20 protein-coding genes are annotated in these 21,263 nt (G+C 63.3%); 8 read left to right on the top strand and 12 right to left on the bottom strand.

All coding sequences use genetic code 11. From position 1 onward, the window contains the following. Window positions 1-2: 2 nt before the first annotated feature. From IDM28_RS10590 to IDM28_RS10560, 7 genes are all read right to left on the bottom strand, one after another. Window positions 3-878, bottom strand: a complete 876-nt coding sequence (locus IDM28_RS10590) for an AEC family transporter (protein ID WP_181087868.1) — start codon at window positions 876-878, stop codon at window positions 3-5. A 114-nt stretch (window positions 879-992) separates the two neighbouring features. Then, window positions 993-1,430 carry a type II 3-dehydroquinate dehydratase gene (gene aroQ, locus IDM28_RS10585; protein ID WP_101319179.1) on the bottom strand — a complete coding sequence of 146 codons (438 nt, stop codon included), beginning with the start codon at window positions 1,428-1,430 and terminating at the stop codon, window positions 993-995. A 4-nt stretch (window positions 1,431-1,434) separates the two neighbouring features. Continuing rightward, the gene (aroE, locus tag IDM28_RS10580) at window positions 1,435-2,253 is read right to left on the bottom strand and encodes a shikimate dehydrogenase (protein WP_181087866.1); all 819 of its coding nucleotides are present in this window, start codon (window positions 2,251-2,253) and stop codon (window positions 1,435-1,437) included. Further along, window positions 2,250-3,482, bottom strand: coding sequence for a CaiB/BaiF CoA transferase family protein (locus tag IDM28_RS10575; RefSeq protein ID WP_181106434.1), 1,233 nt, complete (start codon window positions 3,480-3,482; stop codon window positions 2,250-2,252). The genes aroE and IDM28_RS10575 overlap by 4 nt, the downstream gene beginning before the upstream one ends. Further along, window positions 3,479-3,934: a MaoC family dehydratase gene (locus IDM28_RS10570; RefSeq protein WP_150572629.1), complete on the bottom strand. Its 456-nt coding sequence runs from the start codon at window positions 3,932-3,934 to the stop codon at window positions 3,479-3,481. The genes IDM28_RS10575 and IDM28_RS10570 overlap by 4 nt, the downstream gene beginning before the upstream one ends. After that, complete coding sequence (locus IDM28_RS10565) at window positions 3,931-4,326, bottom strand: VOC family protein (RefSeq protein WP_101319171.1); 396 nt, start codon at window positions 4,324-4,326, stop codon at window positions 3,931-3,933. The genes IDM28_RS10570 and IDM28_RS10565 overlap by 4 nt, the downstream gene beginning before the upstream one ends. Then, window positions 4,323-5,270, bottom strand: coding sequence for a ketopantoate reductase family protein (locus IDM28_RS10560; protein ID WP_150569328.1), 948 nt, complete (start codon window positions 5,268-5,270; stop codon window positions 4,323-4,325). The genes IDM28_RS10565 and IDM28_RS10560 overlap by 4 nt, the downstream gene beginning before the upstream one ends. 93 nt (window positions 5,271-5,363) lie before the next feature. On the opposite strand from IDM28_RS10560, the gene IDM28_RS10555 reads away from it, so the two are divergent. The 3 genes from IDM28_RS10555 to IDM28_RS10545 all read left to right on the top strand — a co-directional run bounded on the left by IDM28_RS10555 (window position 5,364) and on the right by IDM28_RS10545 (window position 8,175). Beyond that, window positions 5,364-6,290 (top strand): LysR family transcriptional regulator, encoded by a 927-nt coding sequence (locus tag IDM28_RS10555; RefSeq protein ID WP_101319168.1) that lies wholly within the window; start codon window positions 5,364-5,366, stop codon window positions 6,288-6,290. A gap of 214 nt (window positions 6,291-6,504) precedes the next feature. After that, window positions 6,505-7,797, top strand: coding sequence for an MFS transporter (locus IDM28_RS10550; RefSeq protein ID WP_101319166.1), 1,293 nt, complete (start codon window positions 6,505-6,507; stop codon window positions 7,795-7,797). 96 nt (window positions 7,798-7,893) lie between these two features. Then, window positions 7,894-8,175, top strand: coding sequence for a hypothetical protein (locus tag IDM28_RS10545; RefSeq protein ID WP_150569329.1), 282 nt, complete (start codon window positions 7,894-7,896; stop codon window positions 8,173-8,175). Between the two features lie 47 nt (window positions 8,176-8,222). Here IDM28_RS10545 and IDM28_RS10540 read toward each other — a convergent pair whose 3' ends face one another. After that, window positions 8,223-9,155: a LysR family transcriptional regulator gene (locus tag IDM28_RS10540; protein WP_101319162.1), complete on the bottom strand. Its 933-nt coding sequence runs from the start codon at window positions 9,153-9,155 to the stop codon at window positions 8,223-8,225. Between the two features lie 118 nt (window positions 9,156-9,273). Between IDM28_RS10540 and IDM28_RS10535 the strand changes: the two genes are divergently transcribed. After that, window positions 9,274-9,543 (top strand): DUF2790 domain-containing protein, encoded by a 270-nt coding sequence (locus IDM28_RS10535; protein WP_188035872.1) that lies wholly within the window; start codon window positions 9,274-9,276, stop codon window positions 9,541-9,543. A 4-nt stretch (window positions 9,544-9,547) separates the two neighbouring features. Here IDM28_RS10535 and IDM28_RS10530 read toward each other — a convergent pair whose 3' ends face one another. Then, window positions 9,548-10,246 (bottom strand): tRNA (adenine(22)-N(1))-methyltransferase, encoded by a 699-nt coding sequence (locus IDM28_RS10530; protein WP_188035871.1) that lies wholly within the window; start codon window positions 10,244-10,246, stop codon window positions 9,548-9,550. A 164-nt stretch (window positions 10,247-10,410) separates the two neighbouring features. On the opposite strand from IDM28_RS10530, the gene IDM28_RS10525 reads away from it, so the two are divergent. Then, complete coding sequence (locus IDM28_RS10525; RefSeq protein WP_101319158.1) at window positions 10,411-10,791, top strand: RidA family protein; 381 nt, start codon at window positions 10,411-10,413, stop codon at window positions 10,789-10,791. 178 nt (window positions 10,792-10,969) lie between these two features. Further along, complete coding sequence (locus IDM28_RS10520) at window positions 10,970-13,054, top strand: TonB-dependent receptor family protein (protein ID WP_188035870.1); 2,085 nt, start codon at window positions 10,970-10,972, stop codon at window positions 13,052-13,054. 54 nt (window positions 13,055-13,108) lie between these two features. Here the strand turns inward: IDM28_RS10520 and IDM28_RS10515 are convergent, their stop codons facing one another. Genes IDM28_RS10515 through IDM28_RS10505 form a run of 3 tightly spaced genes read right to left on the bottom strand, consistent with a single transcriptional unit; the run spans window position 13,109 to window position 16,787 of the window. Beyond that, window positions 13,109-15,298 (bottom strand): xanthine dehydrogenase family protein molybdopterin-binding subunit, encoded by a 2,190-nt coding sequence (locus tag IDM28_RS10515; RefSeq protein WP_101319154.1) that lies wholly within the window; start codon window positions 15,296-15,298, stop codon window positions 13,109-13,111. Beyond that, window positions 15,298-16,284, bottom strand: coding sequence for an FAD binding domain-containing protein (locus IDM28_RS10510; RefSeq protein ID WP_188035869.1), 987 nt, complete (start codon window positions 16,282-16,284; stop codon window positions 15,298-15,300). Before IDM28_RS10510 ends, IDM28_RS10515 begins: the two co-directional genes overlap by 1 nt. Beyond that, window positions 16,281-16,787: a (2Fe-2S)-binding protein gene (locus IDM28_RS10505; protein WP_150569336.1), complete on the bottom strand. Its 507-nt coding sequence runs from the start codon at window positions 16,785-16,787 to the stop codon at window positions 16,281-16,283. The genes IDM28_RS10510 and IDM28_RS10505 overlap by 4 nt, the downstream gene beginning before the upstream one ends. A 178-nt stretch (window positions 16,788-16,965) precedes the next feature. On the opposite strand from IDM28_RS10505, the gene IDM28_RS10500 reads away from it, so the two are divergent. Both IDM28_RS10500 and IDM28_RS10495 read left to right on the top strand, forming a co-directional pair. After that, the gene (locus IDM28_RS10500; protein WP_150569337.1) at window positions 16,966-18,969 is read left to right on the top strand and encodes a peptidase U32 family protein; all 2,004 of its coding nucleotides are present in this window, start codon (window positions 16,966-16,968) and stop codon (window positions 18,967-18,969) included. 162 nt (window positions 18,970-19,131) lie between these two features. Next, complete coding sequence (locus IDM28_RS10495) at window positions 19,132-21,249, top strand: TonB-dependent siderophore receptor (protein WP_188035868.1); 2,118 nt, start codon at window positions 19,132-19,134, stop codon at window positions 21,247-21,249. Window positions 21,250-21,263: the final 14 nt, after the last annotated feature.

Genomic DNA, 21,263 nt, shown 5'->3' with positions numbered 1-21,263 from the left:
GGTTACAGCCACCAGGCCAGCACCAGCGGCAACCAGACGAACGACAGAATCGTCGAGCACATCACCAGGTTGGCGACCTCTTCAGGTGAGCGCTTGGCGCGCACGGCCAGCAGGTAGTTGAACACTGCCACCGGCATCGACGATTGCAACACCAGGATGGCCTTGGCCATGGTTTCCAGGTCAAGCAGCTCACCCACTGCCCAGCCAACCGCGCCACCCAGGACGATCCGCAGGCCGCCCAGCAGCATGCCCTTGCCGACCTGCTGCAGGCGGATGCTGGCTAGCGACACGCCGAGGGTCAGCAGCATCAACGGGATGGTCATGCCGCCCAGCAGATTGACAGTATTGGCCAGCCACTTGGGCAATTCCCATTGCAGAAAGATGATCGGCATGGCCCCCGCCAGACTGATCACGATCGGGTTGCGCAGCAGCGCCTTGAACGAGCTGGCGCCGCCAGCCACGGCAATGCCCACGGTGAACTGGAAGATCGACAAGGTCAGAAAGAACGCCACCGCCAGCGCCAGGCCATGCTCGCCAAAGGCGTACAGGCTGATTGGCAGGCCCATGTTGCCGGTGTTGGGGTACATGAACGCTGGCAGCAGTACCCGCCAATGCAGGCCAGACAAGCGGCTGACGAGCAGCCCGACCAGGGCCATGCCAGCCATGCACAGCACACACGCCAACGCCATGCTGGTGAAGGCCGACTGGTCCAGTTTGGTCCGACTCAGGGTCGACAGCACCAAGGCTGGGGTGCCGATGTTCATCACCAGCCGGGCGATGAATTCGGTGGGGTAGTCGATACCGCTGCGGGCCCAGCCGTAGCCAATGCCCGCGACGATAAACACCGGTGCCAGAACAGCGAACAACGAAGCCAGCATGCCTTGCCCTCAACGGCGATCAGTGCCGATCGCCTGGAAAAGATCCCAGTATGCCCCAGCTGCCCCGCGCCCGGCGTTCTGGCGTTGATAAAAGCGCTAGCAGGTCAGCGTCAATCAGAGCATGCCCATCGCCGCACGCAAGGCCAGCAGATAGGTGTCGACACCAAATCCACAGATCTGCCCGCGCACCACTTCGGCGAATACCGAGTGATGCCGGAACGCCTCGCGGGCATGGATGTTCGACATGTGCACTTCCACCACCGGCACTTCCAGAATCGCCAGCGCATCGCGAATGCCGTAGCTGTAGTGGGTCCAGGCACCGGCATTGATCAGCACCGCATCGACCCGCTCTTCGTAGGCCTGGTGAATACGCTCGCACATCGCCCCTTCGTAGTTGCTCTGGAAGCTCTCGATGCGCGCGCCGAGTTCCTCACCCAGCGCCTGCAAGGCCTGATCGATGTCTGCCAGCGTGGCCGTGCCGTACTGGCGTGGGTCACGTTTGCCGAACATGTTGTGGTTGATGCCGTGCAGCATCAGGATATTGACGCTCATGGCGCTACTCGAGGGGGATGGTCAGTTGGTTGATCACAGCGCGCGTCTCAGGCCGCACCCCGCGCCACCAGGCAAACGCCTCTGCCGCCTGCTCGACCAGCATACCGACACCGTCAGCCAGGTTCGGCACGCCCTGCTCGCCGGCCAGCCGCAGGAATGGCGTGAGGCCTTTGCCGTAGGCCAGCTCGTAGGCCAGCTGGGCACCGTTCAATACGTCAGCAGGCACCGGCGGCAGCTCGCCGCTGAGGCTGGCCGAGGTGGCATTGATAACGATATCGAAGGTCTCGCCCTGCAGCTCTTCGTAACGGCTGATGCGCAGCAGCGGGTGGTCGACTTCATTGCGCAGCGCCACGGCTTTGGACATATCGCGGTTGACGATGACCAGCTCCAACGGCGCTGCCTGCAGAAACGGCAGCAGCGCACCACGCACCGCACCACCGGCGCCGAGCAACAGCACGCGGCGGTTGCGCAGCGGCTGGCCAAGGTTGCTTTCGATGTCGCGCAGCAAGCCGATGCCATCGAAGTTTTCCGCAACGATGCGCCCGTCTTCGAACTTCAGCGCGTTGGCGGCACCGGCCAACTGGGCGCGCTCGCTGCGCCGGTCGGCCAGCTCGAAGGCGCGCAGCTTGAACGGCGCGGTGATGTTCATGCCCAACCCGCCCGACTCGCGAAAGCCCAGTACCTGCGCTTCGAAGCCGTCGAGTTCGCCTTCGATGGCGCCGTATTCAAGTACCTGCTCGCTGACCTGGGCAAACAGGCCGTGAATCAGCGGCGACTTGGTGTGATTGATCGGCCGCCCGATCACTGCATAGCGGTCAGTCATGCTGCATCTCCGTGGCTGAACAAGACCCCATCTGCCTGCATCGCAGCGATCTGTTCAGGGCTGAAACCAAGCCCGGCGGCAATTTCGGCGTTGTGCTGGCCGAGGTCCGGGGCGACCTGGTGAATGGTGGTATCGCAGTCCGAAAAGCGGAACGGCAGGTTGGGCAGGCGCAAGGTTCCGTAGCGCGGGTGCTCCTGCTCGATGACCATGTTGCGGGCTTTGATCTGCGGGTCGGCGAGCACCTCGTCAATGCGCTGGACCTTGGCGCTGGGGATGTCGATGCCGTCGAGCAAGGCGAGGATATCCGCCACCTGCCGCGCGCCGACCCACTCGCGCACCACCGCCAGAATGTCCTCGCGATTGGCGTTGCGCCCGTTCAGGCTGTGGAAGCGGCTGTCACTGCCAAAGCCGCTCGGGCCGCCGTTGGCTTCGAGCATGGCGGCGAAGCGTTGCCAGGCGTCGTCCACTTGCGCGGCGATCACCAGGTCACCATCGGCGGCGCGGAACACCCCGTACAGGGTCGACGTCGGCATGTCATGCCCGGTCTGCTCGGGCAGCACGGTGCCGTCGGACAGCGTGTAGCACTGCACGGCGTATTCGTGCATCGACACCAGCGTGTCGTAGAGGGCCATGTCGATATGCTGGCCGCGGCCACTGCTGACCCGGCCCAACAACGCCGCGTTGATTGCAGCTACGGCATGAATGCCGGTGTACATGTCACCCAGCGAAATACGCAGCAACGGCGGCGCCTCGCCGGGTACGCCGACCATCTGCATGATGCCGCTCTTGGCTTCGGCAATCAGGCCGAAGCCTGCGCGGTGCGCATCAGGCCCGGTGTGGCCATAGGCCGAAATCGAGCAATAGACCAGCCGCGGGTTGCGCGCCGACAGCTCGCTGTAGCCCAGGCCGAGCTTTTCCAGTGCACCGGGCCGGTAGTTTTCGATGAAGACGTCGGCCGAGTCGGTCAGGCGCTGCATGAAGGCCTTGCCGCGCGGGTCGCGCATGTTGACGCTGACGCCCTGCTTGCCCATGTTCAGCTGCAGAAAGTAACCGCTCTGCTGCTCGTCCAGGGTGAAGGCATGCTGGCGGCCCGCGTCACCTGTGCCTGGGCGCTCGACCTTGATCACTTCGGCGCCCAGCGCAGCCAGGCAGCGGCCAACGTAAGGGCCGGCGAGAAAGTGGCTGTAATCGATGACGCGAATGCCCGCGAGTGGTAATGCCTGACTCATGCCTGCGCCCTCCTTGGGACCATCAACCGGTGCTCGCCACGCTGCACCACTTCGCCGTGCTGGTTGATCAGCTCCGACGGCAAGACCACGATGCCCCAGCCTGGGCGGCTCTTGCTTGCGCGCATCGAGCCGACGCGCATGCGCACGTGGAGCACGTCGTTGACCTTGATCGGCAGGAGGAAGTCCCAGGTCCAGCCCAGCGACATGCCGGGCACGAAGCGGTATTCACATTGGGTCTTGAGGCCGTCGGCAATCGACAGGCCGAACAAGCCATGGGCAACCAGGCAGCCAAAGTGGCTGGCGTTGGCGTAAGCCTCGTCGACATGGACCGGGGTGTGATCACCGGTAAGGTCGGCATAGGCAAGAATGCGCTCGCGGGTCACGGTATAGCTTGGGCTGATGCACTCGTCGCCTTCACGGGCATCGTCCCAGAATTTTTCCACTACGTTCATGCTTGCTCCTGTGCACGTGGGTCAATCGCCAATGCCTGGGCTACGCAGCTGACCGGCCGGGCCTGAATCAGCTCGATCGCCAGGCCATCCGGCAGGCGGAACCAGTTGAAGCCTTGCGGCAATGGCGTGACGCCGAAGCGCTGCGCAGCAGCCAGGCTGGCCTCGAGGTCTTCGCACATGATGCCCAGGTGGGCCATGCGCCCTTCCGGGCCGGCAAAATCCGGCTGATGGATGAACTGCAAACCGCCCAGGGTCCAGTACTGCGCAGGCTGCTCGAGGCTGCCCTGGACTTCACGCATGGTCATGCCGCACACCTCGCTGAAAAAGCCGATGTGCCAGTGGATGTCCTTGACGAAGAATGCAACGTGTTCGAGGTAGGCCTTGGCAGTCACTTGAAGTCCCTCTTTTGATAGTCGGCCATGGCGCGTTCGATGCCTTTGATGCAGGCCACCAGGGTCGCGTTGACCGGCGTGGGCACGCCATGGCGCTGGCCCCAGCGCACGACGGAGCCGTTGATGAAGTCGATTTCGGTGATCGAGCCTTTTTCCAGGCTCTGCAGCATCGAGGTGCGAAAACTCGCCGGCAGGCCTTCGGCAGCCAGTTGCCAGGCAGCTTCTGGGCTGGTCAGGCTGAGGCGGATACCGGCCCGCTCGGCGACCGCGATGGCTTCGGCCACCGCTGCCTTGGCCGTGCTCTCGAGCAGCGGTTCGCTGTACAGCTGGCCATAGCTGAGCATGGTGATGCCGCTGAGCGCGCCGGTGGCGACGTTGACCAGCAGCTTGTCCCACATGGTGCCGAGGATGTTGTCGCTGACACTGGTGGCCAGCCCGGCGCCGTTGAAGGCGTCGGCAATGGCTTGCACCCGTGGCGTCAGCTGGCCGTCGAGCTCGCCGATAAAAGTCTGCTTGCCGGCTACCCCGGCGCGGATCGAGCCGGGCGCCAGCAGCACGCCACCGACGTAGGTCTTGCCGGCCAATACCCGCTCGCGACCGACCGCCTCGGCCAGGATGTCCTCGTGACCCAGGCCGTTCTGCAGTGACAGCACCAGCGTCTGCGGGCCGATCAAGGCAGTGGCGCCGGCAATCGCTTCAGCGGTATGGAACGACTTGACCAGCACCACCACCAGATCGGCCGCGCCGATCTCTTCGGCATCGACGCTGGCGTTGACCCGCACGTGGCGCTCGCCACGCTCATCGTTGACGTGCAGGCCGTGCTGGTTGATCGCAGCGACATGCGCCTGGCCGCGGTTCAACAACCAGGTTTCATGCCCCGCCTCGCTCAAGGCAGCGCCAATGGCGCAACCGAGGGCGCCGGCTCCAAGAATGCAGATTTTCACGTCGCAAGCCTCCTGTGCTTTGCGACTACATTAGGCAGGCGGGCTTATTTGGGCTATACAATGGCCTCAATAGCACTATTGAGAATTACAATAATGACCCCGTTGGATGCCCTGCCAGATCCCAAGCTGCTGCGCCTGTTCGATGTCCTCTACAACTGCCGCAGCGTGACCCGCGCCGCCGAGCAACTGGGCCAGAGCCAGCCGACCATCAGCATCTGGCTGGCACGCCTGCGCGAGCAACTGAACGACCCCTTGTTTGTACGCACCCCCGGCGGCATGGCGCCCACGCCGCGGGCCGACCAGTTGATCGGGCCGTGCCGCGAGGTGCTCGAATCGCTGCGCCGACTGACTGCCTCCGAGCCACAATTCATCGCCGCGACCGCGCAGCGCCGTTTTCGCTTATGCGTCAGCGATGCCAGCCACATCACCTTGCTGCCGCGCATCCTCAATCATCTGCGCTCGCACGCGCCGGGCATCCGCCTGGAAGCGGCACGCATCGACGGCAATACCGAAAGCGCGCTGGAATCAGGCGAGGCCGACCTGGCCATTGGTTTTGTGCCCTGGCTGGGCGGCGGCATGTACCAGCAGGTGTTGTTCGAGCAGGACTGGGTGTGCCTGAGCAACCCCAAGCATGCCACCGACGGGGAGCCCATGAGCATCACCCGCTACCGGACCGAGGGACACGTGCAAGTCAGTGCCGGCACCGGCCAGAAACTGCTCGAGGCGGCTCTGACCCGGGCCGGCATCGAGCGCCGGGTGATGCTTGAGCTGCCCGGTTTTCTCGGGCTGGGCATGGTGGTCGGCTCGACCGACCTGATCGCGACGCTCCCTCGGCATATCGGCCAGACACTGGCCGCCATGCATGGCCTGCAGATGACCGATTGCCCGCTTGCGGTCGACGGCTTCACGGTCAAGCAGCACTGGCACGCACGCTACCACCAGGACAGCGGCAATCGCTGGTTGCGCGAGTTGATTCGGCAGTTGTTTCAGCCGCCACGGCTGGCTGATGGCCACGCCTGACAGCGCGGGCTGCTGCAGCCACACGCCGACCGTTTATCCTGCGGCGGATGGTCGCAGGGCCATCCCCCTTGGCAAATCCAGGATAACGCTTAAAATCGCGCCTCCTTTTCGCCAGTCACCCTGCTACAGGCACCCTCGCTACCGGTCCGCAATGGCCCGGCCCAGCCTGCGCGGCAAAAAGGCACACATCTGCTGATTTCTTCTTGAGGTATGTATGTCTCCGCGTTTGCTGGCCATGGCGCTGGCGCCCCTGCTTGGGCTGTTCATCATGGCCCTGGGCAATGGTTTCATGTCTTCGTTGACCACACTGCAACTGGGTACGGCGGGCGAATCGGCGACGATGATCGGTATCGTCTCTTCGGCCTACTTCATCGGCCTGACCCTGGGCGCCCTGTTCAATGACCGGCTGATCCTGCGCATCGGCCACATCCGTGCCTACAGCAGCTTCGCCGCGCTGATCGCCGCCACCAGCCTGATGCAGGGCCTGTTCTACGACACCACCTGGTGGATGGCCATGCGCCTGATCAACGGCTGGGCTGCCGTCGGCGTGTTTCTGGTGATTGAAAGCTGGTTGCTGATGGCCGGCGACGCGAAGATCCGCGGGCGTCTGCTGGCCCTTTACATGATCGCCTTCTACGGTGCTGGCGTGCTGGCCCAGGCTGCGTTGGGCGAGATCACTGGCCTGGGCGCCAGCGCGCCATACATGGTTGCCGGCATGCTGGCAGCGCTGTCGGTGCTGCCGATCGTGATCCTGCCGCAGGTATCGCCGGTGCTCGATCAGGTCGAGCCGCTCAAACCCCGGCAACTGCTGGGCGTGGCCCCCACCGGGCTGGTCGGCTGCTTTGGTTCGGGCGTGGCAATCGCTGCGGTGTATACCTTGCTGCCGCTGTACTTGCAGCGCATCGGTCTGGCGGTGGGTGAAGTCGGCACCATGATGGCCTGGGTGATTCTCGGCGCCATGCTGCTGCAGTATCCGGTGGGGCGCTGGTCCGACCGCAAGGACCGCCAGGATGTACTGATCACGCTGGCCGCGCTGTGCACCGTGCTGTCGCTGGTGATCGGCCTGCTGCCGGCCAATTCGGTGCTGTTGCCGGCAATGCTGTTCCTGCTCGGCGGCTGTGTGTTCGCGGTGTACCCGGTGTCGGTGAGCAGCGCTGCCGACCGCGCCCCGGCGGATGCGCTGGTACCGATGATCCAGGGCCTGCTGCTGATCAACTCGCTGGGCTCGGCAATGGCGCCGCTGGCGATTTCGCCGGTGATGACCTCGTATGGTGAAGTCGGCCTGTTCTGGGCCTTTGCCGTGATCAACCTGGCCATGGTCAGCTTCTTCCTCTGGCGCCGTGGCAAGCGCCCGGCACCGGAGCATCCCGCGCCGTTTGCTGCGAGCACCACGTTCTCGCCGAGTGGCGCCGAACTGCGGGTGACCGAAGAACTGCGCCATGCCGTGCAGGAGCACCCGTCGATGGCTGAAACCCAGGCGCCGGCGCCTGCTGCAGAACACGCCTGACCCGCGCCGGGGGCATGACCGCTCGTCGCCCGACGGGCACCCTGCCCCCGCTGGCGTGGCCGAACACATGACGATCATCCTTACAGGAGATTCACCATGGTTCGCTTCCGCCCGCTTCCGTTAGTTCTTGCCCTGTCGTTGGGCCTTGCTTCTACCGTCAGCATTGCTGCCACAGACATGAACAGCGGCAAGTCCACCACTGAACAGTCCTCTGGCGACCAACCGCGTGGCAGCACCGCCGGTGATGGCAGCAGCGTCAACAGCCCAGGCGGCAGCCCGGATAACGACAGCAGCGATACCGGAACCGACTCCGATGGCGCAGATGGCAAGACCCCTGGGCCAAGCGACTCGAGCAGTGCCGAACAAGACGATCATTGATTGCAGGGGCGCTGTGGGGAAACCTGCAGCGCCGCGCTTCAGTTCAATCAGCGCCAGTGGCGCTGTTCTTCGACTACCTGTTCATGCGCCTGGAACATCAGCGGCAGTTGCTCCTTGAGCATGTCCAGCCACGTCCGCACCTTGGCATCCAGATAGTGCCGGGACGGATAGATCGCATAAATCTCCCGCTGCCGCAGACGATGTGGCGCCAATACCCGGCATAGCCGTCCCTGCTCGATGGCCCTGGTCGCGGAAAAATACGGAATCAAGCCAATCCCCATACCCAGCTCGGTAGCCTGCAACATGGCATCCGCGACGTTGGTCAGGAAGGTCTGCTGCGGTTGAATCACGCAGCTCTCGGCCGCTTGTTCAAATACCCAGTCCTCTTCGAACAATGGGTCGCCCATGCGCATGCACACATGCTGCTGCAGGTCCTCTGGTCGCTCGGGCACGCCGTGACGCGCCAGATAGTCAGGTGAGGCACAAAGGATGCTGTAGATGCCGCCCAGGGGGATGGCAATCAGCTGCGAATCCGGCAAGCCGCGGCCGATGGTGATGACCACGTCGTGGCCCTCATCGAGCGGATCGGGGTTGCGCTGCGACAGGGTCAGCTCCATCACCACTTCCGGGCAGGCCGCCTGATAGGCCGCCACCAGCGGCATCATCAGCAGGCCCAAGCCATGGGTGGAGTGCACCCGCAGCCGCCCGCGCGGGGTAAGGTGCGCGCCGCGCGCCTCGTCCATGGCCTCTTCACTGAGCAACAGGATCTGCCGCGCCCGCTCAAGGAAACGCTCGCCCGCCTCGCTCATGCGCAGGCGCCGGGTGGTGCGATGCAGCAGGCGAGTCTGCAACTGGTTTTCAAGCTCGGCGACGATGCGTGAGACCTGGGCGGCAGAGATATCGAGGGCATTGGCGGCGCCCGCGAAACTGCCGCAATCGACTACCCGGGTGAAAGTCCGCATGGCATGCAGCATGTCCATGGAAGCGCGCTCCTGAAATTTAATTCGTACATCAAGAGCAGCAATCTATCACGTTGCAGGCCATTTATTGTGAATCGCCAAGCAATGCATCATGGCTCATACGTAAGAGGAGCTCATCATGAAAGCCGTTATCGCAATTTTCGCCCTTCTCAGCTCAGTGGCTACCACCGTTGCCTACGCCGACCAGGGAAATCAACAACCAGTACCCGCAGCGGTTGAGCAATACCACTACGGCATGCCGTTGGACGTTGCCAAGGTGATTTCCATTACCCCGGCAAGCGACATCGAAGACTGCAAGGTGGGCACCGCGCGGATGGCCTATCTGGACCAGCAAGGCCAGCGCCACGACATCAGCTTCCGCGAGATGGGCAACTGCTCGCAGATGTAATCGATCAGGCCCCGGCCAGCAGTTGAGTAATCCACTCGACCTGCTCGCTGAACAGCCGGGCCTTGGCCTGCGGCACCTCTTGCGCATGCTCGAAGTGCGCCAGGGTCTGCTGGCGCTGACGCAGCACGCGGCGCCACTTGCCCAGAAACGCCTCGCTGCGCTGCTCCATCAAGCGCGGGCCAAACAATAGCTGCTGCGGCGTGTAGACCACGTCAGCAGCCGGCACGGCAACGATGATCTCGTAGTCGAAGCGGTTCTCGCGCAGCACCTCTTCATGCTCGATGCGGTAACCGTTGTTCATCAGCCAGGTGCGCAGCTCCTGCTCGCCACCGTTGGGCTGCATGATCAACCGCTCGCTGCCGGCCAGGTGATTCTTGCCGCGCTCGAATATCTCGCACATGGTCTCGCCGCCCATACCGCACAGGCTGACCACATCGATCCGGTCACTCGCTTCGATCGCCGCCAGACCATCCGCCAGGCGCACGGCGATACGCTGCTCCAGGCCATTTTTACGCACCTTGCGCTGCGCCGAGTGAAACGGCGTCTGCGCCACTTCGCCAGCCACGGCAAACTCGATCGCCCCGCGCAGCATCAACGCCACCGGCAGGTAACCGTGGTCCGAGCCAATATCCGCCAGCCGCGCTGATGCCGGCACGTTCGCCGCGACCCGTTCCAGGCGCTGCGACAGTGTGTGTTCGTTCAAGCCCTGTTCCTTCTGCATAACCGAGGCTGTGCGCTCGGCCAAATGGCCGCGATTCTGACCGGCAATGCCTACTATTTCAATTTCAATGGCCCAGCGGCGGCTCGACCGGCCCGGCTCGCTCACGTAGGCTTGCGCCTTTCCTCCCGTGCTAGGCATCTATTCCCATGGCAAATGCAGACATTACCTTCATTCCAGACCCAGACCCGGAGTCGATCTCGTCCGACGTGACCGGCTTCGGCAATTTGCTGGTGAGCACGCAGATCCCGACCCGGGCAGACGGCAGCCTGGAGCTGGGCGGGATTGTCGAGCAAAGCGAATGCACTCTGCAGGCGCTGAAAACTGCCCTGGAGCGCGCTGGCAGTTCCATGGACCGTGTGCTGCACTTGACCATCTACCTCACCGACATGGCCGACCGGCCTGCATTCAACGAGGTCTACCAGCGCTTCTTCAGCCAGCCATGGCCAGTACGGGCCGCTGTTGGCGTGGCCGCACTGGCAGTGGAAGGCATGCGCGTAGAAGTAACCGCAATGGCCGCCAAAGCCTGACGCGATCCCCCTGTAGGAACGGCCTTGTGTCGCGAAAGGGGCGCGTAGCGGCCCCGGCGATTTTGCGGCGTGGCGCAGATCCTGGGGCCGCTACGCAGCCCTTTCGCGACACAAGGCCGCTCCTACGGGGACCGCGTAAGCCGCACTTTTATCACCGTTTCAAGCTGCAGGAAGCCCCATGCGTCGCCATTTCACCGTTCTACTGCCAACCCTCGGCCTGTGCAGCCTGGCCCATGCCGAGCCCGCAACCACCTTCAACCTGCTCGAGCCGGTGGTAGTCACGGGCACCTATGCACCCAACCAGAGCTTCGACCTGCCCTACTCCATCGACACCGTGGAACGCGCGCAGATCGCTGATGGCCAGTTGGGGGTCAATTTGTCCGAGGCGCTCAATCGCGTGCCCGGGCTGGTGGTGCAGAACCGTCAGAACTACGCCCAGGACCTGCAGATATCTTCTCGCGGGTATGGCGCTCGGTCGGCATTTGGCATTCGCGGGATCAAGCTGCTCAGCGATGGAATCCCGGCAAGTACGCCCGATGGCCAAGGCCAGGCGGCCTCGCTCAACCTCGATGTGGCCGAGCGCATCGAAGTGCTGCGCGGGCCGGCTTCGGCGATCTACGGCAGCAATGCCGGCGGGGTCATCCAGATGTTCTCCCGCGATGGTGCCGGGGCGCCCAAAGTCGGCGTCGACACCACCTTTGGCAGCGATGGCTTCAACAAGAACCATGTCTACGGTGAGGGTGGCAATGACTATGCCGGGTTCGTCCTCGATGCTTCTCGCTTGGACACCGATGGCTACCGCGACCACAGTGCGGCCCGGCGCGACCAGACCTTTGCCAAGGTGCATGTGCGCCCCGATGAAGACAGCCGCCTGGCACTGATCTTCAGCACTTTGGAGCAGAACGGCACCCAGGACCCGCTGGGGCAGACCTGGCAAGGTTACAAGGCTGACCCGCGCTCAGTGAGCAGCCGCGCCGAAGAATACAACACGCGCAAAAGCATCCATCACCAGCAAGTGGGGATGAATTACGAGCGTTATTTCGGTGACGCGACCTTGCAGTTCAATCTGTATGCGGGCAAGCGCAGTGTGATTCAGTATCTGTCGATCCCCCGAGGCACAGCGCCCAACAACCGCGGCGGTGGCGTGGTCGATTTCGACCGGGAGTTCCACGGTGGCACCTTGCGCTGGATTCAACCGATCGAAGTCGCCTACGGTGCCCTGACTCTCACTGCCGGCGCTGACTACGACCGCAGCACGGACGACCGCCGCGGCTTCCAGAACTTCAGCGGCGACACGCTGGGCGTCAAAGGTGAACTGCGTCGCGACGAGAAGGACACCGCCACCAGCCTCGACCCTTATCTACAAGCCCACTGGGAACTCGACCGCTGGACCGTGGACGCTGGCGTGCGCCGCAGCAGCATGGAAATGGAGGTCGACGACAAGTACCTGGCCAATGGCGATTCCAGCGGCTCGAAAAAGTATCAACGCACCACGCCGACACTGTCGGTGATGTACGCCTTCACCCCTGAGCTGCACGGCTACGTCAGCGCTGGCAAGGCGTTCGAGACCCCGACGCAGGCCGAGATGGCCTATGCGCCAGGTGCCGTGGAAGGCTTCAACTTCGGCCTCAAACCCGCGACCAGCACCCAGTACGAGATCGGCCTTAAAGCCCGTCCAGACGACCGCACCCGGATCAACCTGGCGCTGTTCGAGATTCAGACCGAAGACGAAGTGGTGGTATTTGCTTCAAACAACGGTCGCACCAGTTACCAAAACGCCGGCCAGACACTGCGACGTGGCCTGGAGCTTGGTGTGCAACGGGAGCTGAGCGAACAATGGCAGGCCAACGTCGCCTACACGCTGCTTGATGCAACCTATGACGAATCCGTCAGCCAAGGCAGCAGCACCATCGAGAAAGGCAACAATTTGCCTGGCGTACCGCGCAGCAGTCTATTTGCCGAGCTCGTGTGGAAACCGCATCCAGGGATCAGCATGGGCCTTGAGGGCCAATATCGCAGCAAAGTCTACGTTGAGGACAGCAATCAACAAACCGCTGCGCCGGCCTATACCGTATTCAACTGGCGCACGCGCTTCGAGCAGAACCTTGGCCCATGGACCTTCCATCAACTGCTGCGGTTGGACAACCTGACCGATCGCCAATACGTCGGTTCGGTGATTGTCGGCGATGGAAACCAGCGCTACTACGAAGCAGCCCCCGGCCGCTCCTGGTACGCCGGCGCCGGCATGGAATACCAGTTCTGACCTCTGCCCCGGCTGCAGCAGCCTCGATCCAGGCCGCTGCAGCCGGAGTCAGCCTCAACCAAGCACTCGATCAATAGTCAACGGGAACTCACGCATCCGCTTGCCAGTTGCGTGATACACCGCATTGGCCACCGCCGCCGGCACCCCGACGATACCGATCTCGCCGACGCCCTTGGAGCCGAGGGCGTTGACGATCTCGTCCGGTTCATCCACGAACAGCACATCGATGTCGGCGAAATCCGCCTGTACCGGAATGTGGTACTCCGCCAGGTTGTGGTTCATGTAGCGGCCCAGCTCATGGTCGATCAAGGTCTCTTCATGCAGCGCCATGCTGACACCCCAGACCACCCCACCGAGAATCTGGCTGCGGGCCATCTTCGGATTGATCACCCGCCCCGCTGCAATCGCACTGACAACCCGCCCAAGACGCACCGTACCGAGCTCCTCATCGACCCGCACCTCAACGAATACCGCTGAGTGCGTCGCCGTTGCATAGCCGTCACGGCGGGCATCGGGCTCGCACACCACCTTCGCCTCCAGGCCACTGCGCGGCAGTATTTCGCCCAGCGGATAACGGCGGCGACCAACATGCAGTTCACCCTCACTGATAACCATGTCCTCAGCCGGATGACCGGCCAGCTCCGGGTAGCAGCTGCGCGCTGCCATCAGCAGTTTGCCGCGCAGCACTTCACAGGCCTGGCGCACCGCTGAACCGACCGACGACACGGTGAACGAGCCCCCCTGCAACGGTGCGGTCGGCAGCGCCGAATCCCCCAGCAGAAAGGTCACCTCAGCCGGCGCCATGCCCATCGCGTCGGCGGCGATCTGGGTCATCACGGTATAGGTGCCGGTGCCGATATCGGTGGTCGCGCTGCTCACCACCAACTGGCCGTGGGCATCGAGGCGCGCACGGGCGCTGGCTTTCATCTGCATCGCTTCCCAGACCCCGCCGGCCATACCCCAGCCTATCAGCTCATGGCCTTCGCGCATGCTGCGTGGCTGCGGATTGCGCGCGGCCCAGCCAAAGCGTTCGGCACCTTGGCTATAGCAGTCCAGCAGAGCTTTGCTGGAATACGGTTTGCCTTCGTTGCCGTTGCTCTCGGCAAAGTTCTGCCGGCGTAACTCGACCGGGTCCATGCCCAGTTCCACCGCCAGCTCGTCCATCGCACATTCCAGGCCAATCAAGCCCAGCGCCGCGCCAGGCGCACGCATGTCCAGCGGCGTGTAGACATCCAGCGGCACCAGGCGGTAGTCCATGGCCACGTTGTCACACTGGTAGAGCATGCCGCTCCACTCGACCACGTGCTCGCTGAAGTCTTCGAAGCGCGAGGTCTGGCCGGTAGCGGCGTGATGGATCGCCTGCAGCTTGCCCTGCGCGTCAGCGGCCAGGCGCAACTGCTGCACAGTGCGTGGGCGGTAGCCGAAGGTGAACATTTGCTGGCGCGTTAGGGTGACGCGCACTGAGCGCTGCAGTTGCAGCGCCGCCATCACGGCCAGTGGCAACTGATACTGCGGGCGCAAACCAGAGCCGAACGCGCCGCCGACATAGGCCGCGAATACTCGCAGTTTCTCCTTGGGCAGGCCGAACACGCTGTGCAGATAATCACGGCAATTCTGCGTGCCTTGGGTCTTGTCGTGGACTTCCAGATTGCCGCCTGGGTGGTAGATGACCGTGGACGCGTGCGGCTCCATCGGGTTGTGATGCTCGATCGGGGTGCTGTAAGTAGCATCGACCCGCACCTGTGCAGCGTCATAGGCTTGCTGGAAGTCGCCGCGGGGTTTGGGAAGCTCAGCCGGCGCAGGATGGGCCTGCCCGGCGAGCAGATCGGTCTGATGGGCGTCGGTTTCGTATTCGATGCGCACCAGCGTGCCGGCATGCCGGGCCAGTTCGAGGTTGTCGGCGACGACCAGTGCCAGCGGCTGACCGCTGTAGAGCACACGGTCGTTGTATAGCGGGCGAAACGGCGAGCCATCTGCCGAATCAGCGTCTTCGTACTGCTCGTCTTCGCCCGCCAGCTTTGGCCGGTTCTGATGGTGCAGCACCGCCACCACGCCTGGCAGGCGCAATGCTGCCTCGCAGTCGATATGGCGCACGCGGCCGCGGGCGATGGTGCTCGAGACCACGCTGCCATGGAGCAAATCAGGGGTGGGGTATTCGGCCGCGTAACGGGCCTGACCGGTGACCTTGGCCGGGCCGTCGACGCGGTCCATGGGCTGGCCGCTAACGGGTTTCAAGGTATTCATCAGGCAACTCCTGTTGCGGCAGCTTCAGTGAAGGCACGGACGATGGCCGCGTGGGCCAGCTTGATCTTGAAGGCGTTGTGCGCCAGTGGCTGGGCATCGGCCAGGAGCATGTCCGCCGCAGCGGCGAAGCTCTCGCCGGTGGCAGCGCGGCCCTGCAGCATCTGCTCCACCGCTGGGTTGCGCCAAGGCTTGTGGGCGACGCCGCCAAGCGCCAGCCGGGCGCTGACGATGTTGTCGCCGTCGAGTTCCAGCGCGGCGGCAACCGAGACCAGCGCAAACGCATAGGACTCCCGGTCGCGGACCTTGAGGTAGTGGCTGTGCTGGCTGAACTGCGGCGCCGGCAGCTCGATGGCGGTGATCAGTTCATCGTCGGCCAGTTGGTTGTCGCGCTGCGGGCTGTCACCCGGCAGGCGGTGGAAGTCGGCAAAGTCGATCTGGCGCACGCCAGCCTTGCCCTGCACATGTACCCGCGCCTCAAGCGCTGCCAGCGCCACACACATGTCCGAGGGGTGCACCGCAACGCAGCTGTCACTGGCGCCCAGAATCGCATGAATGCGGTTGAGGCCATCACGGGCTGGGCAGCCCGAGCCAGGTTCGCGCTTGTTGCACGGCGTGCCGGCGTCATAGAAGTAGTAGCACCGGGTGCGCTGCAGCAGGTTGCCACCAGTGCTGGCCATGTTACGCAACTGCGGCGAAGCACCAGCCAGGATCGCCTGGCTGAGCAGCGGATAGGCCTGTTCGACGAGGGGATGCCAGGCCAGGTCGGCGTTGCTTACCAGCGCACCGACCAGCAGCCCGCCCGCCTCGGTTTCGCTGATCTGGTCCAGCGGCAGGCCGGTGATGTCGATCAGGTGTTCGGGCTGGTCGAGGTTTTCTTTCATCAGGTCGAGCAGGTTGGTGCCGCCAGCGATAAACCGCGCCTGTGGGCCGGTCAGGGCCAAAGCGGCGTCGATGCTGGTGGGCTTGCTGTACTGGAACGGAGTCATGGCCGCGGCCCTCCATGAATCAACGGCAAGGTCGCTTCCACGGCATCGAGAATATTGCTGTAGGCACCGCAGCGGCACAGGTTGCCACTCATGGCTTCCTTGATATCGTCACGACTGCGCACGCGGCCTTCGTTGGCCATGCCCAGCGCCGAGCAGATCTGCCCGGGGGTGCAGTAGCCGCATTGGAAGGCATCATGCTCGATGAAGGCTTGTTGCAGCGGGTGCAGGCTGTCGCCGTCTGCGACCCCTTCGATGGTGGTCAGCTGGTCGCCATCGCACATGATCGCCAGGGTCAGGCAGGCGTTGACCCGGCGGCCATTGCGCAGCACTGTGCAGGCGCCGCACTGGCCGTGGTCGCAGCCTTTCTTGGTACCGGTCAGGTCGAGCTGCTCGCGCAGCAGGTCAAGCAAGGTGGTCCAGGGCTGCACCTGCAGCTGCCGGGGCGTTCCGTTCAAGGTCAGGCTGATGGCCTGGCCGCTAGGGTCGGTCGGGGTGTCGCTCATGGTCGGGGCCTCATCACGGTCAGTCGGGCTATGTTTTCAGGTACGACCGGGTGGCAAGCGCAGGCGTTCAAGCTAATTGACCAGTACCGACTCACCATCGGGCAGTGCGCAGGTGCCGCGTGAGCGTTTCACCGTTACAATGCCCGCCTAAACCGTGACAGCCCGAAAAAATAAAGCCATGTCCTTGCCCAAGAATCACCTGGAACTGCTCAGCCCTGCCCGCGACGTGGCGATTGCCCGCGAAGCCATCCTGCACGGCGCTGACGCCATCTATATCGGCGGCCCGAGCTTCGGCGCGCGGCACAACGCCTGCAACGAAGTCAGCGAGATCGCCGAACTGGTCGAGTTCGCCCGGCGCTACCATGCGCGGGTGTTCACCACCATCAACACCATCCTCCATGACAACGAGCTGGAGCCAGCGCGCAAGCTGATCCATCAGCTGTACGATGCCGGCGTCGATGCGTTGATCGTGCAGGACCTTGGGGTGATGGAGCTGGACATCCCGCCGATCGAGCTGCACGCCAGCACCCAGACCGACATCCGTACCCTGGCTCGGGCGCGTTTCCTCGATCAGGCCGGCTTCTCCCAGCTGGTGCTGGCGCGTGAACTCAACCTGCAAGAGATCCGCGCGATTGCCAGCGAAACCGATGCGGCCATCGAGTTCTTCATCCATGGCGCGCTGTGCGTGGCGTTCTCCGGCCAGTGCAATATCTCCCAGGCGCAGACCGGGCGCAGTGCCAACCGTGGCGACTGCTCGCAGGCCTGCCGCCTGCCGTACACGCTCAAGGATGATCAGGGCCGAGTAGTAGCGTTCGAGAAGCACCTGCTGTCGATGAAAGACAACAACCAGACCGCCAACCTCAGCGATCTGGTCGATGCCGGCGTGCGCTCGTTCAAGATCGAGGGCCGCTACAAGGACATGGGCTATGTGAAGAACATCACTGCCCATTACCGCAAAGAGCTCGATGCGATTCTGGAGAACCGCCCCGAGCTGGCGCGTGCTTCCAGTGGCCGCACCGAACACTTCTTCATGCCCGACCCGGACAAGACCTTCCACCGCGGCAGCACTGACTACTTCGTCAGCGACCGCAAGATCGACATCGGCGCGTTCGACTCGCCCACCTTCACCGGCCTGCCGGTAGGCGTGGTGGAAAAGGTCGGCAAGCGTGACATGCAGGTGGTCACCGAGGTGCCATTGAGCAACGGTGACGGCCTCAACGTGCTGGTCAAGCGCGAAGTGGTGGGTTTCCGCGCCAACATCGCCGAGCTCAAGGGCGAGTTCGAGGAAGACGGTGCACCGCGCTACCGTTACCGGGTCGAGCCCAACGAGATGCCGGATGGCATGTACCGGCTCAAGCCGAACCATCCGCTGTCGCGCAACCTCGATCACAACTGGCAGCAGGCCTTGCAGCGCACCTCCGCGGAGCGCCGGGTCGGCGTGGCCTGGCAGGCGCAACTGAGCGAGCAGCGTCTGCAGCTGACCGCCACCAGTGAAGAAGGCATCAGCGTCAGCGTCGCCCTCGACGGCCCGTTTGGCCCAGCCAACAAGCCGCAACAGGCGCTCGATCAACTGCATGACCTGCTCGGCCAACTGGGCACCACCCAGTACCACGCCAGCGCTATCGAGCTGGATGCACCGCAGGCGTTCTTCATCCCCAACTCGCAGCTCAAGGCTCTGCGCCGTGAGGCCATCGAGGCGCTGACCGCAGCACGGATCGCTGCCCACCCACGCGGTGCGCGCAAGGCCGAAAGCAACCCGCCGCCGGTGTATCCGGAATCGCACCTGTCGTTCCTGGCCAACGTCTACAACGAGAAGGCCCGGGCGTTTTATCACCGCCACGGTGTGCAGTTGATCGACGCCGCCTACGAGGCTCACGAAGAGCTGGGCGAAGTGCCGGTGATGATCACCAAGCACTGTTTGCGGTTCTCCTTCAACCTGTGCCCGAAACAGGCCAAAGGCGTGACCGGCGTACGCACCAAGGTTGCACCGATGCAATTGATCCAGGGCGACGAAGTGCTGACTTTGAAGTTCGATTGCAAGCCGTGTGAGATGCATGTTGTCGGCAAGATGCGCTCGCACATCATCGACCTGCCTTCGCCAGGCAGTGGCGGCGTCCAGCAGGTGGTTGGGCATATCAGCCCGGAAGACCTGCTCAAGACGATCATCCGCGCTCCGCACTGATCGGCCTGCCGCAGCGCTTTGTCAGCGCTGCGGCTCGCTGGGCAATCAACCCAACGATTGCAGCCAAAACCTGGTACGTTAGTACGCAAAATATTTCTGTAAACGAGAATTGTTTCCAGATATGATCCCGCGCATCTTCCCCCTGCCAGGATCGTATCGTCCATGCGTCGTGCGTTCGTTTCCCTTTGTCTGCTCAATGTTATCTCCCCTGTGGCTTTGGCTGATGCCGACCCGGCCCAAACGGTCGAGCTGCAAGCCGTCAACATCGATGCCGCCAGCGAGCGCGAACGCGCCGATGGCCCTGTGATCGGCTACCGCGCCACCCGCTCGGCCAGCGCTACCCGCACCGACACCGCCCTGCACGAGACTCCGCAGTCAGTCAGCGTGGTGCCCAAGGACGTGCTCGAAGACACTGGCGCTACCCGCCTGCAGGACGCGCTGGATTACGCCGGCGGCGTGGGCCGGGCCAACAACTTCGGCGGCCAGGGCCTGACCACCGTCACCGTGCGCGGTTTCACCACGGGCGAGTACTATCGCAATGGCTTCCCGATCAACCGCGGCTACCCCAACGCGCCGGACGCCAACACCGTCGAGCGCCTGGAAGTACTGCGCGGCCCGGCCAGCAGCCTGTATGGCCGTGGCGATCCCGGCGGCACCTTCAACGTTGTCAGCAAACAGCCGTTGCCCGAATCCAAGGTGACCTTGGGCAGCCAGTTCGATGACCAGGGCATGCACCGGGCAACGCTCGACGCCACCGGCCCGCTCAGCGAAGACGGCAGCCTGGCCTATCGCCTGAACGTATTGGGCGAAGGCGGCGAGAGCTTCCGCGATGACGTTGACAGCGAACGCTATGATGTCGCCCCGGTACTCAGCTGGCAGGCCAACGACAGCACCAAGATCGTCTTCGAAGGCGATTTCATGCGCAACAACCACCCGCTCGACCGTGGTTTGACCCGCTATGACACCCAGCGCGGCAGCGCCTCGCGTGACACCAACGTCTGGGAGAAAGGCAGCGACAACCTGCTGCACAACGACAACAACATGGCCCAGCTGCGCTTTGAGCATCTGCTCAATGACAATTGGACCCTGGCTGGCGGTATGCAGTGGCTGGATGGGAGTTTGAAAGGGAATGCGGTTGAGGCCAATGGCCCGCCTGCCGATGGACGCACCCTGCAGCGCAACTTCAACTACCGCAAGCTGGAGTGGACTGATCGTGACTACCAGCTCAATCTGACCGGCCACTTCGAAACCGCAGGCTTCGCTCACACCTTGCTGACAGGTGTTGAGTATGAGGACTATGACTACAAGTCGATTATTCAGCGGTCTTCAGCGGCGTACCCGGTCGACATTTATAATCCGGTGCTTGGTCAGCCACGCCCTGCCATTAATCGCACCACAACGCATGACAAAGAGAATCTCAAGACCTGGTCGGCCTTCGTGCAAGATCAAGTCGCCCTGACCGAGCGTTTCAAGGTGCTGGCTGGTGTGAGGCTCGAGCGCTTCGAGCACGAGTACGAAAACTACCTGCCAGGCACCACTGGCTGGGACGCAGCAGACAACGCCGTCACCCCGCGCCTGGGTGCGATCTACGACCTGACCGAAACTGTCGCCGTGTATGCCAACACCGCACGCTCGTTCAAACCAAACAGCGGCGCGAGCATGCAAGGCAACGGCTTCGATCCTGAAAAGGGCAAATCCTACGAACTGGGCGTCAAGTGGGAGCCACTGGATCGCCAGCTAAGCGTCGACGCGGCGATCTACCACATCGTCAAAGAGAACGTGCTGACCCGCGACCCAGCTGATCCTACCGGCACCTTCAGCGTCGCCGCCGGTGAAGTACGCAGCCGTGGCCTGGATATCAACGTGGCCGGCAACCTGACCCCTGAGTGGCGGGTAATCGGCGGCTACGCTTACGTGGATGCTGAAGTCACCAAGGACAACACCCTGCCTACCGGCACCCGCCTGGCCAACATCCCGCGCAACAGCTTCAGCCTGCTCAACACCTACGAATTCCAGGACGGCCTGGCCAAAGGTTTCGGCATGGGCATGGGCGTCAAATACGTGGATGACCGCCAGGGTCAGACGGCCGCCAGCACCTACACCATGGAGCAATACACCGTGGTCGACCTGCTGAGCTTCTATCAGTTGAACGAGCATGTGCGGCTGAATCTGGATGTGCGCAACGTGTTCAACAAAGGCTATGACGAAGGCGCGTTCAATCGCTACGCCTACCCAGGTGAGCCACGCACTGTGCAGGCCGGGGTTGCCTACACCTTCTGACGTTGATCAACCGC

This window comes from Pseudomonas sp. EZ-C24, assembly GCF_014525325.1.
GTDB lineage: Bacteria > Pseudomonadota > Gammaproteobacteria > Pseudomonadales > Pseudomonadaceae > Aquipseudomonas > Aquipseudomonas shirazensis.
This window is presented reverse-complemented; position numbering and strand designations above follow the sequence as displayed.

What these genes read in the sequence shown, in the direction of transcription:
- IDM28_RS10590 (WP_181087868.1), bottom strand. Translation starts at nt 878, where the DNA reads ATGCTGGCTTCGTTGTTCGCTGTTCTGGCACCGGTGTTTATCGTCGCG.
- aroQ (WP_101319179.1), bottom strand. Translation starts at nt 1,430, where the DNA reads ATGAGCGTCAATATCCTGATGCTGCACGGCATCAACCACAACATGTTC.
- aroE (WP_181087866.1), bottom strand. Translation starts at nt 2,253, where the DNA reads ATGACTGACCGCTATGCAGTGATCGGGCGGCCGATCAATCACACCAAG.
- IDM28_RS10575 (WP_181106434.1), bottom strand. Translation starts at nt 3,482, where the DNA reads ATGAGTCAGGCATTACCACTCGCGGGCATTCGCGTCATCGATTACAGC.
- IDM28_RS10570 (WP_150572629.1), bottom strand. Translation starts at nt 3,934, where the DNA reads ATGAACGTAGTGGAAAAATTCTGGGACGATGCCCGTGAAGGCGACGAG.
- IDM28_RS10555 (WP_101319168.1), top strand. Translation starts at nt 5,364, where the DNA reads ATGACCCCGTTGGATGCCCTGCCAGATCCCAAGCTGCTGCGCCTGTTC.
- IDM28_RS10550 (WP_101319166.1), top strand. Translation starts at nt 6,505, where the DNA reads ATGTCTCCGCGTTTGCTGGCCATGGCGCTGGCGCCCCTGCTTGGGCTG.
- IDM28_RS10545 (WP_150569329.1), top strand. Translation starts at nt 7,894, where the DNA reads ATGGTTCGCTTCCGCCCGCTTCCGTTAGTTCTTGCCCTGTCGTTGGGC.
- IDM28_RS10540 (WP_101319162.1), bottom strand. Translation starts at nt 9,155, where the DNA reads ATGGACATGCTGCATGCCATGCGGACTTTCACCCGGGTAGTCGATTGC.
- IDM28_RS10535 (WP_188035872.1), top strand. Translation starts at nt 9,274, where the DNA reads ATGAAAGCCGTTATCGCAATTTTCGCCCTTCTCAGCTCAGTGGCTACC.
- IDM28_RS10525 (WP_101319158.1), top strand. Translation starts at nt 10,411, where the DNA reads ATGGCAAATGCAGACATTACCTTCATTCCAGACCCAGACCCGGAGTCG.
- IDM28_RS10520 (WP_188035870.1), top strand. Translation starts at nt 10,970, where the DNA reads ATGCGTCGCCATTTCACCGTTCTACTGCCAACCCTCGGCCTGTGCAGC.
- IDM28_RS10515 (WP_101319154.1), bottom strand. Translation starts at nt 15,298, where the DNA reads ATGAATACCTTGAAACCCGTTAGCGGCCAGCCCATGGACCGCGTCGAC.
- IDM28_RS10510 (WP_188035869.1), bottom strand. Translation starts at nt 16,284, where the DNA reads ATGACTCCGTTCCAGTACAGCAAGCCCACCAGCATCGACGCCGCTTTG.
- IDM28_RS10505 (WP_150569336.1), bottom strand. Translation starts at nt 16,787, where the DNA reads ATGAGCGACACCCCGACCGACCCTAGCGGCCAGGCCATCAGCCTGACC.
- IDM28_RS10500 (WP_150569337.1), top strand. Translation starts at nt 16,966, where the DNA reads ATGTCCTTGCCCAAGAATCACCTGGAACTGCTCAGCCCTGCCCGCGAC.
- IDM28_RS10495 (WP_188035868.1), top strand. Translation starts at nt 19,132, where the DNA reads ATGCGTCGTGCGTTCGTTTCCCTTTGTCTGCTCAATGTTATCTCCCCT.